The 16188-nt window shown below is 53.4% G+C and carries 13 protein-coding genes; 11 read left to right on the top strand and 2 right to left on the bottom strand.

The window, feature by feature from the left end; all coding sequences use genetic code 11:
* The first annotated feature begins 7 nt into the window (after positions 1-7).
* The gene (dnaB, locus tag AC0YOB_RS19760; protein WP_210046623.1) at positions 8-1369 is read left to right on the top strand and encodes a replicative DNA helicase; all 1362 of its coding nucleotides are present in this window, start codon (positions 8-10) and stop codon (positions 1367-1369) included.
* A gap of 168 nt (positions 1370-1537) precedes the next feature.
* Positions 1538-2824, top strand: a complete 1287-nt coding sequence (locus tag AC0YOB_RS19755) for an adenylosuccinate synthase (RefSeq protein ID WP_475794205.1) — start codon at positions 1538-1540, stop codon at positions 2822-2824.
* Between the two features lie 779 nt (positions 2825-3603).
* Here the strand turns inward: AC0YOB_RS19755 and AC0YOB_RS19750 are convergent.
* Positions 3604-4410 carry a polysaccharide deacetylase family protein gene (locus AC0YOB_RS19750; RefSeq protein WP_475794204.1) on the bottom strand — a complete coding sequence of 269 codons (807 nt, stop codon included), beginning with the start codon at positions 4408-4410 and terminating at the stop codon, positions 3604-3606.
* Between the two features lie 400 nt (positions 4411-4810).
* Here AC0YOB_RS19750 and AC0YOB_RS19745 point away from each other — a divergent pair, with 400 nt between their 5' ends.
* The 8 genes from AC0YOB_RS19745 (at position 4811) to AC0YOB_RS19710 (ending at position 14275) form a co-directional block, all read left to right on the top strand.
* Positions 4811-5275 (top strand): hypothetical protein, encoded by a 465-nt coding sequence (locus tag AC0YOB_RS19745; protein WP_475794203.1) that lies wholly within the window; start codon positions 4811-4813, stop codon positions 5273-5275.
* Between the two features lie 562 nt (positions 5276-5837).
* Positions 5838-6740 (top strand): ICP22 family protein, encoded by a 903-nt coding sequence (locus AC0YOB_RS19740; protein ID WP_475794202.1) that lies wholly within the window; start codon positions 5838-5840, stop codon positions 6738-6740.
* A 132-nt stretch (positions 6741-6872) separates the two neighbouring features.
* Positions 6873-8291, top strand: coding sequence for a peptidoglycan DD-metalloendopeptidase family protein (locus AC0YOB_RS19735; protein ID WP_475794201.1), 1419 nt, complete (start codon positions 6873-6875; stop codon positions 8289-8291).
* A 216-nt stretch (positions 8292-8507) separates the two neighbouring features.
* A complete protein-coding gene (yycF, locus tag AC0YOB_RS19730; protein ID WP_475769404.1) occupies positions 8508-9251 on the top strand; it encodes a response regulator YycF in 744 nt (247 codons plus the stop codon).
* The gene (walK, locus tag AC0YOB_RS19725) at positions 9248-11089 is read left to right on the top strand and encodes a cell wall metabolism sensor histidine kinase WalK (protein ID WP_475794200.1); all 1842 of its coding nucleotides are present in this window, start codon (positions 9248-9250) and stop codon (positions 11087-11089) included. Before yycF ends, walK begins: the two co-directional genes overlap by 4 nt.
* Positions 11086-12477 carry a YycH family regulatory protein gene (locus tag AC0YOB_RS19720; RefSeq protein ID WP_475794199.1) on the top strand — a complete coding sequence of 464 codons (1392 nt, stop codon included), beginning with the start codon at positions 11086-11088 and terminating at the stop codon, positions 12475-12477. The genes walK and AC0YOB_RS19720 overlap by 4 nt, the downstream gene beginning before the upstream one ends.
* A 21-nt stretch (positions 12478-12498) precedes the next feature.
* Positions 12499-13227: a two-component system regulatory protein YycI gene (gene yycI / locus AC0YOB_RS19715; RefSeq protein ID WP_475790625.1), complete on the top strand. Its 729-nt coding sequence runs from the start codon at positions 12499-12501 to the stop codon at positions 13225-13227.
* Positions 13228-13468: 241 nt separating this feature from the next.
* Positions 13469-14275, top strand: a complete 807-nt coding sequence (locus AC0YOB_RS19710) for an MBL fold metallo-hydrolase (protein WP_210046641.1) — start codon at positions 13469-13471, stop codon at positions 14273-14275.
* Here the strand turns inward: AC0YOB_RS19710 and AC0YOB_RS19705 are convergent.
* A complete protein-coding gene (locus tag AC0YOB_RS19705; RefSeq protein ID WP_210046634.1) occupies positions 14244-14465 on the bottom strand; it encodes a hypothetical protein in 222 nt (73 codons plus the stop codon). The genes AC0YOB_RS19710 and AC0YOB_RS19705 overlap by 32 nt on opposite strands.
* A gap of 289 nt (positions 14466-14754) precedes the next feature.
* Here AC0YOB_RS19705 and AC0YOB_RS19700 point away from each other — a divergent pair, with 289 nt between their 5' ends.
* The gene (locus AC0YOB_RS19700) at positions 14755-16155 is read left to right on the top strand and encodes a S1C family serine protease (protein WP_475794198.1); all 1401 of its coding nucleotides are present in this window, start codon (positions 14755-14757) and stop codon (positions 16153-16155) included.
* Positions 16156-16188: the final 33 nt, after the last annotated feature.

The following is a 16188-nucleotide window of genomic DNA, read 5'->3' as shown; positions in this document are numbered from 1 at the left end:
CAAGCAGATGAGCAATGAGCTGATGTTTGACCGTGTTCCGCCGCAAAATATCGAAGCGGAGCAGGCCGTAATCGGCGCTATTCTGCTGAATGCGGAAGCGCTGATCACGTCCATGGAACGGCTGCGCAGCGAAGACTTCTATTCCCCGGCTCATCAGCTGATTTATGAGGCGATGGTTGAAATCGGCGAGGCCAACCAGCCGATTGATCTGGTGACGCTGACGGCATATTTGCAGGACCGGCAGCAGCTGGAGGAAATGGGCGGAGTCAGTTACTTGTCTAAAGTAGCCAATTCGGTTCCAACGGCGGCGAACGTCGATTATTACGCGCAGATCGTGGAGGAGAAATCCATGCTGCGCCGCCTGATCCGGACGGCAACGCAGATTGTTTCCAACGGATATGCGGCCGCGGACGATGTTGGCATGCTGCTCAATGAAGCGGAGCAGCGGATTATGGAGCTGTCCAACCGCCGGTCCAGTACGGGGTTTATCTCCATTCGCGATGTGCTGATGGAAGTATTCGAGCGCGTCGAGCATCTCTATACCAACAAAGGCGGACCGAGCGGGATACCCTCGGGCTTCAGTGATCTGGACAAGATGACGTCAGGCTTTCAGCGGAATGATCTGATCATCGTGGCTGCCCGGCCTTCCGTCGGGAAGACGGCTTTTGCGCTTAACATCGCTCAGAATGTGGGCGTGCGTGCGCGCGAGACCGTTGCGATCTTCAGTCTGGAGATGTCGGCGGCGCAGCTGGTACAGCGGATGATCTGCGCGGAAGCCAACGTCGATGCGGGAAGAATGCGTACCGGATATCTGGAGGGCGATGACTGGGAGAAGCTGACCATGGCAATCGGTTCGCTCTCCGAGGCTCAAATTTATATCGATGATACACCCGGGATTACCGTAGCCGATATCCGCGCCAAGTGCCGCCGTCTGAAGAAGGAGCGGGGCCTCGGCATGATTCTGATTGACTATTTGCAGCTGATTCAAGGCCGGGGCAAGGCCGGAGAGAACCGCCAGCAGGAAGTCTCCGAAATCTCGCGGACACTGAAGCAGATTGCCCGCGAATTGGAAGTGCCGGTTATTGCACTCTCACAGCTAAGCCGGGGCGTTGAACAGCGGCAGGATAAGCGGCCAATGATGTCCGATCTGCGGGAATCCGGCTCTATTGAGCAGGATGCGGATATTGTGGCTTTCCTCTATCGGGATGATTATTACGATAAGGAATCGGAGAAGAAGAATATCATTGAAATTATTATCGCCAAGCAGCGGAACGGGCCTGTCGGCACGGTCGAGCTGGCTTTTCTAAAAAATTATAATAAGTTTGTGGGGCTGGACCGTTCGCATCAGGAACCTGGACAAGCATCGTAATAGGAGGCTTGTGGAAATAAGACAAGACAATTCCGAACAATTATATGGGCAGCCATACAATTGTTCGTTTTTTATTGACTTTGCTGGGAGTGCCTGCTAAACTGAACATGCTGCCTGCGAATGGCGGTAATTTTCGATGTGCGCTTAACGTCGAATGGGGGTATAACTATGTCAACAGTAGTTGTGGTCGGAACGCAGTGGGGAGACGAAGGCAAGGGGAAAATCACTGACTTTCTGGCAGAAGGCGCGGACGTCGTAGCCCGCTACCAAGGGGGAAACAACGCCGGACATACGATTCTTATCGGTAATAAAAAATATAAACTGACGATGATTCCATCGGGTATTTTTAACGAGAATAAAGTGAGCGTCATCGGTAACGGCATGGTCATCAATCCATCCGCACTCATCGACGAAATTAAATATATTCAAGATAACGGCTTCAGTACAGAGAACCTGAAAATCAGCGACCGCGCGCATGTCATCATGCCCTATCATCTGGTGCTGGACGGTCTGGAAGAAGAGCGCAAGGGCGACAACAAGATTGGGACCACACGCAAGGGAATTGGCCCGTGCTACATGGACAAAGCCGCCCGTGCAGGCATTCGGATCGCCGATCTGATGGACCCTGAGGAGTTCGAGAGCAGACTCCGCGTGATTATGAAAGAGAAGAATCAGATGATTGAACAGGTCTACGGCGGCGAGCCGCTGGATTGCGAGGCTATCCTTCAAGAATATCTGGGATACGCGGAGATTCTTCGCCATTATGTGACGGATACGTCTGTTGTACTGAATGATGCCATTGATGCCGGAAAACGCATTCTATTCGAAGGCGCGCAGGGCGTTATGCTCGACATTGACCAAGGCACTTATCCGTTCGTCACTTCATCCAATCCGACGGCAGGGGGCGTCTGCATTGGTTCCGGCGTTGGCCCGTCGAAGATTCAACAGGTTATCGGCGTAGCCAAGGCTTATACAACACGTGTGGGCGACGGTCCTTTCCCGACTGAGCTGAATAATGAAACAGGAGACTGGATCCGTGAACGCGGCCATGAATACGGTACCGTTACGGGCCGTCCTCGCCGCGTCGGCTGGTTCGACAGCGTAGTTGTCCGCCATGCGCGCCGTGTCAGCGGCATTACAGGACTTTCGCTTAACTCGCTGGATGTGTTGTCCGGCCTGGAAACGGTCAAAATCTGTACCGGCTACAAGCTGCGCGGCCAAATCATTGAGACATATCCGGCAAGCCTGAAGCTCATTTCCGAATGCGAAGCGGTCTATGAGGAAATGCCGGGCTGGAGCGAGGATATTTCCAATGTGAAGACACTTGCCGATCTGCCGGAGAATACCCGCCGTTATGTGGAGCGCGTCTCGGAGCTGACAGGCATCCCAATCTCGATCTTCTCCGTTGGCCGCAACCGTGAGCAAACCAACCAGGTACAGCCGATCTATATTTAAATAACATATTGCTGCAGCGGCAATAGCACTCTGGGCGGTACGTTGATCTGACCCTAAAGCCGTGAGCCGCAACCAGCAAACCTGTTGTCATTAGGGGCATTGACCCTATCGCCGCAGCACTTGATCCATATATTCCAAGGACAGCGCCAGAAGCGCTGTCCTTTTTGTATTCTATATAGAATACAAAATTCTCATTCCTGCCTAGTCTGCAGGAATTCTTGCTCCGCCGTTAGAAGAAGGCGTGAGCCGATCGATATCCTTTTTTCAATCCTCCTGATCAGGGACTGGAATTAATAGAGATTTCATCTGAATGTGATTTAGGTCCGGCACATCGTGGTAACTTGAACAAAAGAAGGTTTCTGAATCGCATCGAAAAAGGAGCGAAAATCTATGAAATCTGATCCTCTGACTACCCCAAAGGACGAAGTCCACCCGGCTTCACTCGAGCGCAAAAAGAAAGTGTGTCCCGAAAGGGACGGAAACGCTCCTGGCACGAAGTAACTAAAGCGCGATTCTCTGCGGCTCCAACGTTATTCCACACCCGGGTAAAGTAGGCTCGTTTCATAAACATACTCATCCGATCAACTCAATCACGCCAACGTTACTCAGGGACGAAGTCCACCGGGCGCCACGGGAGTGCAAAATAAAAGTGTGTCCCGAGAGGGACGAAAACGCTCCTGGCACGAAGTAACTAAAGCGCGATTCTCTGCGGCTCCAACGTTATTCTACCCCGGGTGTCCAGAGGGTCGGAGACCCTTTGGGGTCCCCCTCTGGGGGATTTAGGGGGAGCAAACACAAGAGGTAGACCCGCCAGGAAGCTCCACGCTTTTCCCGTCCACCGTGATCCAGGCAGGGGCGGCAGAGGGATTATAAACAATGTGTCCGTTTGCCGAAAATTCCAGATTGCGCAGTACGCGCATATACGCTGCAATCTCCGCATTCGTTGCATACCAGACGGACGCATGTCCGCTCATAAAAGCACAGAATTCCTCCATCAATGCCCAGTTTCCATTGCGTTCAAGATCATGGCTGTGTCCCCAAACGTAAAAGAGACTCATCCGTTCCATCGGTGTTTCCTTCAGAAACCGCTCCGCATGCTCCATCACTTTATCATCATGGTGGCAGGTTGGGGACCAGCGCAGAAAATCATCCGGCATCCTGAACTGGCCATGCGAAGTAACAGTCCGGGCATATTGGAGGCCGAGGTAGGGCAGTCCGGCGGCAAGCTCCTCATTGTAGGTGCCATAGGGATAGGAAATACCTTTGACGGGATAGCCGACAAGCTCCTCCAGCTTCTGACGGCTGTTATACAGCTCGGCTACCCGGATTTCCGGAGGAACGAGCGTCAGATGGGGGTGATGAATAGAGTGGCCCGACACTTCATGGCCAGCGAAGAGAGCGGCGATCTCGCCTGAGGTTAAATATCCGGGGCTGTCCAGCGAGCCGGATACCAGATGAAAGGTACCCCGGATGCCATACCGGTTAAATAGGGCTACCAAACGGCGGTCATGGTCGACACCGTCGTCATAACTCATGGTGAACGCTTTTTGCAGGCCGCCGGGAAAGCGGTTCAGACTTATTTTCATCGCAGATCAGCCTCTCTTTTCATTGAAATTGGACAAAACGGCTCCTGGCCCCTCTGATGAAGCGGTTGCATGAATATGCAGCCCCATTGGCGATAGGATACATTTCGACTCCGGGTTTTCGATTCCTTTATTGCCGGTCAAATTGGACAAAGAAAGACAACAAGGTAAAGATATCAATATATAATAGCGCTTTCAGGGCGTGCTAGAATGAACTTATCTTCAACAAACCCGAGCGAGGGGAGGGACGGCTGGGCTGCTGGCAGGCTTGTACCAGAAGACAGGCAGATGCCGGAATGACCTCAGAACGTAAGGCAGATGTCTTTTACACCCCGCGAAAGTTCTTGCTTAACGCGCATGCCATCTTCAAGGACCAAAAGGATAATAAGGAGGCTATTTACGTATGAGAAAGATTGTTTCGGTTGTGCTGGTGCTGGCGCTTGCTTTCTCCACGGTGATGGTAAGCGCACTGGAGTTTGGTACGAGAAAAGCCTATGCGGCCGACAGTCCGGGCACGAACTGGGCTCCGAAAATCTCCTGGTATTATGTCTACACGTTGAAGAACCGTCTGAGCGGCATGAGGTATTCGGGCGAAGTCGCCTCGGGTAACATAAACGTACGAATCTATAAATTCAAGAGCGCGACGGGAAGCGGCGGGGCTTATGCGGTATGGGCGCCTACCAGCAATAATACGACCGTTAATAATTATCAGCTTACGCTGACAGGCTCGCCAACGAGCGCGACGAAGATTGCGATGGCTTCCGGAGACACCGATGGAGTTCCATCGGCACTTACGATCGCAAGCGGCAAGGTTACGGTTAACGTGAGTGAAAGACCGCAGTTTGTGCTGGTGAATGACATCCAATAGCAGCGTATGCTGCACTGGAAATAAGAAAGAAAGCAATCAGGCAAAGTCTCCTTCCAAGGGAGGCTTTGTCTTTTTTTTGAAATTAAGAATTATAGAGGGGAAGAAACTCGCTGCTTGCTGCTATACCAGAGGATGGGATCTTGCAAAATAGATTAATGACCGTTTTTCGCTGTGAGGTGTTTAGGACCAAAGGGGTAGGTCACAGAGAACTTCATCCCTTTGTTGCCGCTGCTTCTTCTAAATGTGGAGCGGATACGGCCACGCCACCATGAGCGAAGCGTCCTTATAGATTCCATTTTAGTTAAGAGAGTACAAGCTGGCTGCGCTGTTGAAAGCATGATAAACGCTGCTTTTCCTCTCGCTTACGGCAGCTGCAAAAAGTCCTGCTGCCTGTCCATGCCATTCATCCTGCGGCCCGGAGCGGGAATGGAATGAAACATTTTCCATTTTCGATTGAATGGTTCCTATCATGACTGCCCATACTGGAAAGTATAGGTTTCCGGTAGAGTCCATCATAGATTCGAAAGAAGAAAGCAGGTAGAGCATGCGGAGGATGATTACAATGTGGAAAATGGCCGGATGGCTGGGCAGGGCGGTTGCAGCAGGGCTGATTATCAGCTTCCTGTCCATTTGGACGACGGGATATGTGGTGAACAGTTATGTCGAAACGCTGCTGAAGCAGTACAACATCCCTTTGGAGCAAACACCTTTTGCGATGAGCGGGGTTTGGGGCGGACTGTGGGGGGCCGATCAGGCACCGGAGAAGTCTGAGAGCCAGGAAACAGCATCGGGAAATCCGGAATCGGAGAATGAAGAGTCGGATAGCGCAAGCCAGACAGGTTCCGAAGCGGATTCGACAACAGGAACAGATGATTCCGGTATCCCGGGACTGGGGGATTCCAGTTCGAATACGGATAATACCGTGACTGAAGAAGGCTCTACGGCCGAAGCGGGCGACAACAATGAAAGCAGCAGCGATGGAGCGGGCGAAGAAGCCTCTGGAGACAGCAATGTGACTTCGACAGGTGAAACGTCTGGCGGGAGCGGTATGCCGCCGGCTGACGAGGATGCTGCTAGTCCAGGTGGGGAAGATACGCCATTGGCTGTAGACGCGTTCGGCGATGAGCCCGGTACGCTGACCGACATCGGCGGTGGAACGGGGCCCAAAGGCAACAGCAGCGCTTCCAGCGGCAGCTCAAGCCAGACGGGCGAAGCGTCGGAGGAAGGCATGGCGATGACGACGGATCAGTTGAATGCCGCGAAGGACAGCATGAGCGACGAGGACAAGCAGGAAATGTTTAGCGTTATTATGAAAAAACTGCCGGCGGATTCGTGGCAGCGCATCTCCACTTTAATCGAGGGCGGGCTTACTGCCGAGGAAATGACGGAGGTTCAGCAGCTGATCGCGCAAAATCTGGACAGGACCGAATACGACCGGATGATGGAAATTCTGAAAAAATATTAATTTTTGATAAAGAGCGGTTTGGTTGATCCCCGTATATGGCATGTGCTAAAGTAATTCGTAGCCATCCATGTACAATTTTCCAATGTCGGATTTGGTCATTTGACTGAACGAGAACGCGAAAAGGAGCCAATCATGACCGTTTTGAAGCATAAGAAACCACTCGCAATTCTTGGCGGCGCCCTTGTTCTGCTGGTTATTGCAGGATTCAGCGGCAGCCAATACATAAAAGCACATACAGTCGATTTTGTTCAAGTATACAGGGACGGCCAGCTTATCGGCGATTTAAGCTCCCAGGATCAGGTTAATGCGCTCATCAGCCGCAAGCAGGCGGAAATTACAGCCGCCAATCCCAATGTGAATATGGTCGTGGAAACCGGTGAGGTAACATACGAGCATAAAAGCGCTTACAAAGCAGAGCCGCAAAGTGAAGCGACCCTGGCGAAGCTGGAGAGTCTGATAACCAGCCATGCTACCGGAGTTGAGCTTAAGGTTAACGGGAAGACCGTCGGAATCGTGAAGGATCAGGCAACGGCGGATTCGCTGCTGAAGCAGGTGGAGAAAAAATTCGCTCCCCAGGAAGCAGCGAAGGCCAAATTGCCCCAGGTTAAGGCGCTTTCCTTCAACGCCACCAGTACCGAGTCAACCGACAAGCCGACCACGGCGCTCAAATCCGTGAAGATTCTGGAGAAGGTCGAAACGAAAACGGCGGATGTGCAGCCCAAAGACATTGCCGATCCTGACGCCTTATATTTAAAGCTCGTAAAAGGCACAGTTACCCCCACCAAGTATACGGTCCAAAAAGGCGACTGCATCGGCTGTATCGCAGCCAAATTCAATATTTCACCCCAGGTGATCTATGAACGCAACAACTGGATTGAAGATGATATGATCAAAGAAGGCGAAGTGCTCGATCTGACCGTGCTCAAGCCGCAGGTAACCGTTGAGACGGTCGAGAATGTAACGGAAACCTTGATCATTGAACCAAGCACGGTGGTCCAGAAAAACAGCAATATGAAAATAGGCGAATCCAAAGTGATCCGCGAAGGAAAAAGCGGCAAGAAAACATTGCTCTATCAGCTTGTCAAGCAGAACGGCTACCTCATGAAGGAGGTGCTGGTCAGTGAACAGGTGCTGCAGAAAACCATTCCTGAAATCGTCATGAAGGGCACCAAGCTCGTTGGCGAAGGCACGGGAAGCTTCTCCTGGCCGGTAAGCGGACATACGGTTACCAGCAGCTTCGGTGGACGCTGGGGAAGCATGCACAAGGGCCTCGATATGGTTGGCGACAAAGACGTCATGGCAGCAGACACCGGCGTCGTGAGCTTTGCCGGAGAGAAAAGCGGATATGGCAACTGTGTAATTATTAACCATAAAAACGGATATGAAACACTCTACGGACATTTAAGCAAAATTTCCGTCAAGGTGGGGCAGACGCTGGAGAAGGGCGATGTCCTCGGCATCATGGGAAATACCGGTCATTCCTTCGGCACTCATCTGCATTTTGAGATTCATAAAGACGGCGATCTGCAAAATCCGATCAAATATTTATAGGTTTCGCATTTATCGGCACCCTCGGCTTAAACGCCGCAGCGGTGCTTTTTTTGTCGGTTTTTCTGCCTGTATATGGACGGGAGGCATGAGGGAAGTTTCATTTGGGAACAGGGTCGCTCCTATGATAGAATAGAAGGGAGTTTACAATAATGAAACAGGGCAACCCTGATATTACGATAAATAAAAACTAGCCACAAGTGATGGGGCGGTGTGACGATGCACGGTAAAATTCTGGTCGTAGACGATGAACAGCCGATTGCGGATATTCTGAAGTTCAACCTGGAGAAGGAAGGCTACCAGGTCATTTGCGCTTTTGACGGCGGGGAAGCAGTCAGGCTGGCTTTTGAAGAGCAGCCGGATTTGATTTTGCTGGATCTGATGCTTCCAGTGAAGGATGGCATGGATGTCTGCCGCGAGGTGCGGAGCCGGCTCCAGACGCCAATCATTATGCTGACCGCCAAGGATACGGAGCTCGACAAGGTGCTGGGTCTTGAGCTGGGTGCGGATGATTACGTGACGAAGCCGTTCAGCACAAGGGAGCTGCTTGCCCGCGTGAAGGCGCATTTGCGGCGGCAGAAGGCGGACGTTACCATATCCGGTAATACCTCCGGCGGGAGCGCGGAAGACGAGAAGCAGGGACTCGGAATTTTCAACTTGTTCATCGATACGGATATGTATGTGGTGTACAAGGATAACGAGCCGCTGGATCTGACGCATCGCGAATATGAGCTTGTGTATTATTTGGCCCGCAACAGCGGGAAAGTGATGACACGGGAGCATCTGCTGCAGGCGGTATGGGGGTTTGAATATTTCGGCGATGTACGGACAGTCGATGTCACGATCCGGAGGCTGCGGGAGAAAATAGAGGACGATCCGAGTCGTCCGGAATATATTCTGACACGCCGGGGCCTTGGCTATCTGATGCGTAATCCGAAGTCCGGAGGATTCGGGTACGGATGAACGGAATTCGTTTCTTCCGCAGCATCCAGGTGAAGCTGATTATCATTTATGTGCTGCTGATTCTTATTGCGATGCAGCTGATCGGGGTTTACTTCATCAGCACGATGAAGACATCGCTGACAAGTACGTTTGCGAAGAACATGAATGAACAGGCTAACCTGCTCTCGGAGTTTGCGGCCCAGACGTTATCCGGACAACCCGGCAATACGGCAGAAACAAGCGGTCAACAGACGACTGAAGAAGATCTGAATATGCTCGTGCGCAGCTTGTTCAGCATCAATGAAGCGGAAATCCAGGTATTGGATGCCACGGGGAAGGTGCTGGCCACCTCTCTTCAGGCCCACCAGTCGTATATAGGAAAGAAGAATACTTCGCTTACAGTCAGCCGCGCCCTGCAGGGGATCCGCGACAATGAAGAAGATGTCATTGATGAAGACAGGGTCCGCAAGAAAATTATCGCCAAGCCGGTTATGAACGGGGAGAAAATTGTCGGAGCCGTCTATCTGGTGGCCTCGATGAAGGATTTGTACCAGACGGTCGACCGCATTAACCGGATCTTCATGTCGGGCATGATCTTTGCGCTGGGACTGACCGGCGTGCTGGGCGTGCTGCTGGCGCATACGATCACGAATCCGATCAAGGGGCTGACCCGTCAGGCGGCGGCGGTCGCCGAGGGCCGCTTCGACCAGCAGGTTCCGGTGCTTGGGGATGACGAAATCGGGCGGCTCTCCGCCGTGTTCAACGATATGACGATGCGGCTGCGCGATGCGCTCTCGGCCAATGAAGAGGAGAAGGACAAGATTTCCTCCATTCTGGCGAATATGAGCGACGGCGTCGTTGCGGCCGATGAGCATGGCATCGTCATGATCACCAATCGCCGGGCCCGGGAAATGCTGCGCGAGGATGAGTGCGAGGGCCTGCGTCTGAACGAGCTGTTCGGACTGGATGGGGAGAAGCTCTCCGAGCTGCTCAGCGGCAATGAGGAAGTGTCCGTCGTCCACCATCACGTCCAGTCAGCCGGCGATGAGGATGAGCTCATGCGTGTGACGTTCACGCCGATTCACCGGCGGGACAAGGGCATCTCCGGCACCATTGCAGTGCTGCAGGATGTCACCGAGCAGGAGCGGCTGGAGCAGTCGCGGCGGGAATTCGTAGCTAATGTATCGCATGAGCTGCGGACGCCGCTGACGACGATCAAGAGCTACACCGAGGCGCTGGATGACGGGGCCATGGAGGAGCGGGAGCTTGGTCAGCGGTTCGTCGGAGTTATCCGCAATGAGACGGAGCGGATGATCCGGCTTGTCACCGACCTGCTGCATCTCTCCCGGCTGGACTCCAATCAGGCGCCGCTCCGCAGGCAGCAGACCGGGGTTCCCGAGATGCTGGAGGAAGTGGCGGACAGGTTTTCATTTCAGCTGCGGAACAAGTCGATTCGTGCGGAGGTAGATGTCGAGGAAGGCATCGATTCCATCTGGCTCGACCGCGACCAGATCGATCAGGTGCTCGACAATCTGGTTTCCAATGCGATTAAATATACGCTTGATGGCGGGCGGATCGTGATTTCCGCCCGCAGGCTGGACCCGGCCATGGTGGCAATCAGCGTCAAGGATACCGGGATCGGCATTCCGAAGAAGGATTTGAACCGCATCTTCGAGCGTTTCTACCGGGTGGATAAAGCACGCTCCCGCAATATGGGCGGCACAGGTCTTGGGCTGTCTATTGCCCGGGAAATTGTAAAGGCGCATGGAGGCTCGATTTCGCTCGATTCCGAGCTGAATGAAGGGACTACGGTTACGGTCATGCTGCCGGCTCCGCAAGAGGAAGGTGAGCGGGCATGATGGAAAAAACGAAGACCGGGCTGCTTGCCGCGCTCGTTATTATGAGTCTGCTGCAAAGCTATTTGCTGGCTTACAGCATGCCGGGCTTGGGCGTTACGACATCGTCAGCGCAGGATTATGTGCCTACGGAGTCGATGGGGCAGGAAGGGAAGCTCGAAAATCTGATTTTTCCCGAGGATATTGTGCTTCATATGGGTAAAGGAAAACATACGGTTCTTTATCCGGCGATGAATTTCTTCAATCTGATCTATACCAAAATTCAAAGCCGCGAATTCAAAGGGTTTCAGCGCAATACCGTTTCCGTGCTCGATTGGGATGCGGTGCGCGACAATGACCAGGGTGTCGAGCTGCGCTTTGGCACGGGCGTTCCGGTAGAGCTGCTCGGCAAGGTACTGAAGCTCGAGGGCGATCTGCAGTTTCTGGATGATGTGATTGACAGGATCTGGATCTTCAAGAGCAGCGAACGGGAAGAGGTGCGGACGTATTTCTTCAGCGCGAACGGGACGACTGTCTATGAGTCGGTCAAGGCGGATCTGACCGCGCAGGATGTGCAGATGTATGTCGGATTCGGTGAGTTTCAGACCGCTTATACACCGGTTGAGGATGATCTGTACATTCCGGCAGGTCCGATAGAATCCCAGCAGGCGATGGTCAAATACCAGACGTACTCGCCGGAGCAAATGCAGCGTAATCTGTTCTTCGATCCCGGCGTAACACGGGCGATTGTCGATCGCAGCGGTTCGCAGATCTTCACGGACGGCAAGCGAGGCCTGCAGGTGGAGCAGAACGGCAAATGGATCAGCTATACCGATCCTGTCGCCGGCCAGGGCGGGAGCGACAGCGAGAGCGAGAACGTGTATGAATCGATCAAATTCATCAATCAGCATGGCGGCTGGGACGGCATTCACCGGCTGATCCATTCGGAGTCGATGAATACGCTGAGCGTCAGCTACCAGCAGTATTACAGCACGCAGTTCTATGGCGCCTATCCGATTGTGCCGAACTATCCGTTCATGTTCGGAGAGATGAAGCTCAGGCTGCAGCAGGGAGTCGTCTCCGAGTACGCGAGATCGCTTATTACGCTGGATAAGAAGGCGGAATCCCAGGAGGTCAGATGGCTTCCCGGCGGTGAATCCTTGAAGAGCGAGCTGGCACACTACAGCCGGCGGGGCGAGGTTGCTGCACTTTATCCGGCTGTGCTTGCCACAACCGAGGATGACAATGTTCTGAAGCTTGAGCCTGTATGGACCGTCCGGCTGGAAGACGGTACGCAGGAGGTGCTGATCGCCTCATTGACCAGGAAGCCGAAGCCCGGCGAGCCGGGCGGAGCGGCGCTGCCGCCGGTTGACGGCTCTGCCTTGGAATCGGGGAATGGCAAGACCAAATAAGCATGCGAAGGGGGTCAACCGATGGATTGGGGCAGGGCGAAGAGTGTGCTCATATTTGCGTTCCTGCTGCTGAATGTCATACTCGGCTATCAGCTTTGGCTGAACATCCGGGAAGGGCAAAGCGCGAACGCCGGCGCCAATTCCCTGCCGCCTGATACGCTGGCTATAATGCAGCAGAAGGATATATCTTTTGCCGCGAACATGCATATTCCGTCGGATACCCCCAAGCTGCGGGATTTGACCTTCCGTGTGACGAACAAGCTCGGCATCGGCGAGCGTCACGAGCTGGAGAAGCCGGTCGAGAGCAAGATCGTGTTCAACGAGAAGGAGCTGCAGAGCGATCTGGGCGCGGTTATTCCGGATCTGGATCAATATGGCTTCGATTCCGACCGGGATGTTGAATTTGTCTTTAACCGGATGGTCGAAAACCGGCCGATGTTCGATGTGAAGCTTGAGCTGTTCTACAGCAACCAGAAGATTACGGCGTACCGCCAGGATGCGATCGAGCTTGTTACAGGCGAGGAAGCGCCGGCGCAGACTGTGATCTCGGCAACGAAGGCGCTGGGAAGCCTGATTGAGCTTCATCTGCCTAACGGGGCGGTAATCCGGGAGATCAAGCTTGGCTATCACGGTCAGCCTTTTGACTCGGAGACGCAGTTCTGGTCGCCTTCCTGGCGTGTGCTTCTGGAGGATAACAGCGCCTATTATTACGTGGACGCAGTTAGCGGCGAGGTGGAGACGGTCTCGTGATTTTTGGAACCTTCTATAGAATCCATATGTTCACTCTTGTACAGTTCTATAAGCTCTAAGGAAGAAATGAGCTGGGCCGCCGCCAAAAGGACGGCGACAGCCGTTTCTTCTTGGATTACGGAAACAATTCTGTGAAACTATCAGATGAGAAATGTTAGAATTGGGTATCAGGTGCAACCTGGAGTACGGTTGGGTCGTCGAGAAGGATGGGGAGCAGGGGAAAGGACAGGTTCGAGAAGCTATGGGACTTCGATTTACGGTGCTTGCCAGCGGGTCGACGGGGAACGCGACCATTGTGCAATGCGATAGTGCGACCGTGCTGGTCGATGTGGGACTGAGCACGAAGAAGATGGAGGAGCTCATGCGCGAACGCGGTGTTGCCGGGCATCACCTGGACGCGATTCTGGTTACGCATGAGCATTCCGATCATATTAAGGGCTTGGGCGCATTCGCGCGGAAATTTAATTTGCCGATCTACGCCAATCAGGCGACATGGGAGGCGCTGGAGCGCCATGTGGGACAGATCGCCGCCGAGAAGCGGGTGGTCATCGAGACGGGAGAGTCGGTCACCTTCGGGTCGATGAAGACAACCTCGTATGCGATCTCGCATGATGCCGCGGAGCCGGTCGGCTACACCTTCGATTATGAAGGCGAGAAGCTGGGCCTAGCGACGGATCTGGGTTATGTGAGCGATAAGGTGCGGCTGGTGCTGGAGGATTCCGATGTGCTGGTGCTGGAGTCCAATCACGATGTGGACATGCTGCGGATGGGGCGGTATCCCTGGAATATCAAAAGACGGATACTGAGCGATCTCGGCCATCTGTCGAATGAAGCGGCCGGCGAGGCTCTGTGCCAGCTGCTGACGGACCGGACGAAGCGTGTTTATTTGGCTCATTTGAGCCTTGACCACAATTTAATGGATTTGGCCAAGCTCACGGTGAATAACATATTAGAGAGCAATGGTTTCTTCTTCCGCAAGGACGAGTATCCCCTGCGGGAAACCTATCATAATAAGCCTACGCCATGGGATGAAGTGAAGCGTCGATAAGCGATTCAAGCTGAACGTCGAGCATTGCGGCTTTCTGCTCAAGCTCCTCTCTGGTCATCAGGCCTTTCTCGATCAGAATGTCGGATAAGGCGCTGAGCGTCAGCAGGACACGATAATGGTCATTCTTGAGATCGGCGAGCTTGGCGGCCAGATTCAGATGATCCAGCGCGGCGGATGATTTGCCTGTCATATCATTTTTTCGCTCCTTTAAAAATAAAAGATTTTAAATGTACATACAGGGTAATAACGGAGTAGAGGCGTGCAGATGCATTTAACGGACCGTTGCTCTCTTGCCAACAGGACTGCAAATTCGAGTGTGGCTATTACCATAACAGAGGTTAGCACCAACTGAATGTGGCCTATGCCACACTAACCGTTATTGTGTTCCTATTACTATTCTAGTCTATTCTTCCGATATCATTCCTAGATTTGTAAAAAAATGATCTTGATGTCCGAGGCATCGAGAGGAGCGATTATAGATGAGCTTGTTCGACGACGATTTCTATTCCACACGCGTATCCCGCCGCACCCGTTCGGCCAAAAAGGAAGAAAAGCCCTTCTCATCCCGAAGGAGAAGCAGCATGAAGTGGTCCAATACCAGTATTGTCGTAACGTCGTCGCTGGTCAGCGCGATTGCGGTCGTGCTGGTGTTCGGTATGGTTACCGGATTCGACCGGTCCGGAAATACGGTAAGCGGCGCATCGGCTCCGGTCAGTTCCCTGAATGCGGCAGATCCGATGGATAAGACGATCCAGGCGGCGGCGAAGGTGCGCCCGGCGGTCGTAAGTATAATTAATGAACAATCGCTGCCTGCCTTCGGGAACGAAGACGGCGGCGATGCATCCTCGGGGACAGAAGATAGTGACAACGGATTGGCGCAGGCCGCCCTTGGTTCGGGATTTATTTTCGAGAAGGTGAAGGGCAAGGCTCATATCATTACGAACTATCATGTGGTGGCGGATGCGGAAGCCTTGAAAGCCGTGATGAGCGACGGGAGAACGCTTGACGCGAAGGTTGTCGGCAAGGATCAGATAACCGATCTCGCGGTGCTGGAAATTGACGGCAAGGGAATCGACACGGTGGCGGAGTTTGGCGAATCGGACGATCTGCAGGCCGGTCAGTGGGTCATGGCGATCGGCAATCCGCTGGGTCTCAGCGATTCGCTGTCCCTCGGGATTGTCAGCAAGACCAAGCGGGTCATTCCCGTCTCGCTCAGCCAGGATGGCGTGTACGATTGGGAGCAGGAGGTTATTCAGATTGATGCCTCCATTAATCAGGGCAACAGCGGCGGGCCGCTGATTAATCTCGACGGCAAGGTGGTTGGGATCAACAGCATGAAGGTAGCGGATTTCGGCGTGGAGGGTGTCGGCTTTGCGATTCCTTCGCATATCGCGATGCCGATCGTGCAGAGCCTGCTTAAGAATGGCAAGATAGACCGGCCTTATCTGGGCGTCTATACGATGGATCTGGATCAGTATTTTGCCCAGCAGGCGCTGGGGCTGGGGGATCCGAATGCGGACGACTCAGGGGATACCGGAGAAGACCCGGATTCCAGTGCGGATCCAGACACCAGCACGGAGAGCGATGGGGATTCTGCTGCCGATGAGCAGGCGCCAGCCACGGCTGATGAGCTGAAGCTGCCCAAGGACGTGACGGCTGGCGTTATCGTGCTGCAGGCGGTGGGACCGGCTGAGCAGGCGGGCCTGAAGTTCAATGATGTAATCGTGAAGCTGGATAAGACGGCGATCGGGAGCACGATGGACCTGCGCAAATATTTGTACGGGAAGAAGACCATCGGCGACGAGATCGAGATTACGTATTACCGGGACGGCAAGAAGAAGACGGCTGCGTTTAAACTGGGTGAAAATACGGAAAACTAGAGGATAGGCGTGAAGCGGATCAGTTCCTGTGCA

The sequence above is a fragment of the Paenibacillus sp. JT31N17 genome (assembly GCF_056269255.1).
The sequence above is the reverse complement of the archived record's forward strand: the minus strand, read 5'-3'. Positions and strand labels throughout refer to the sequence as shown.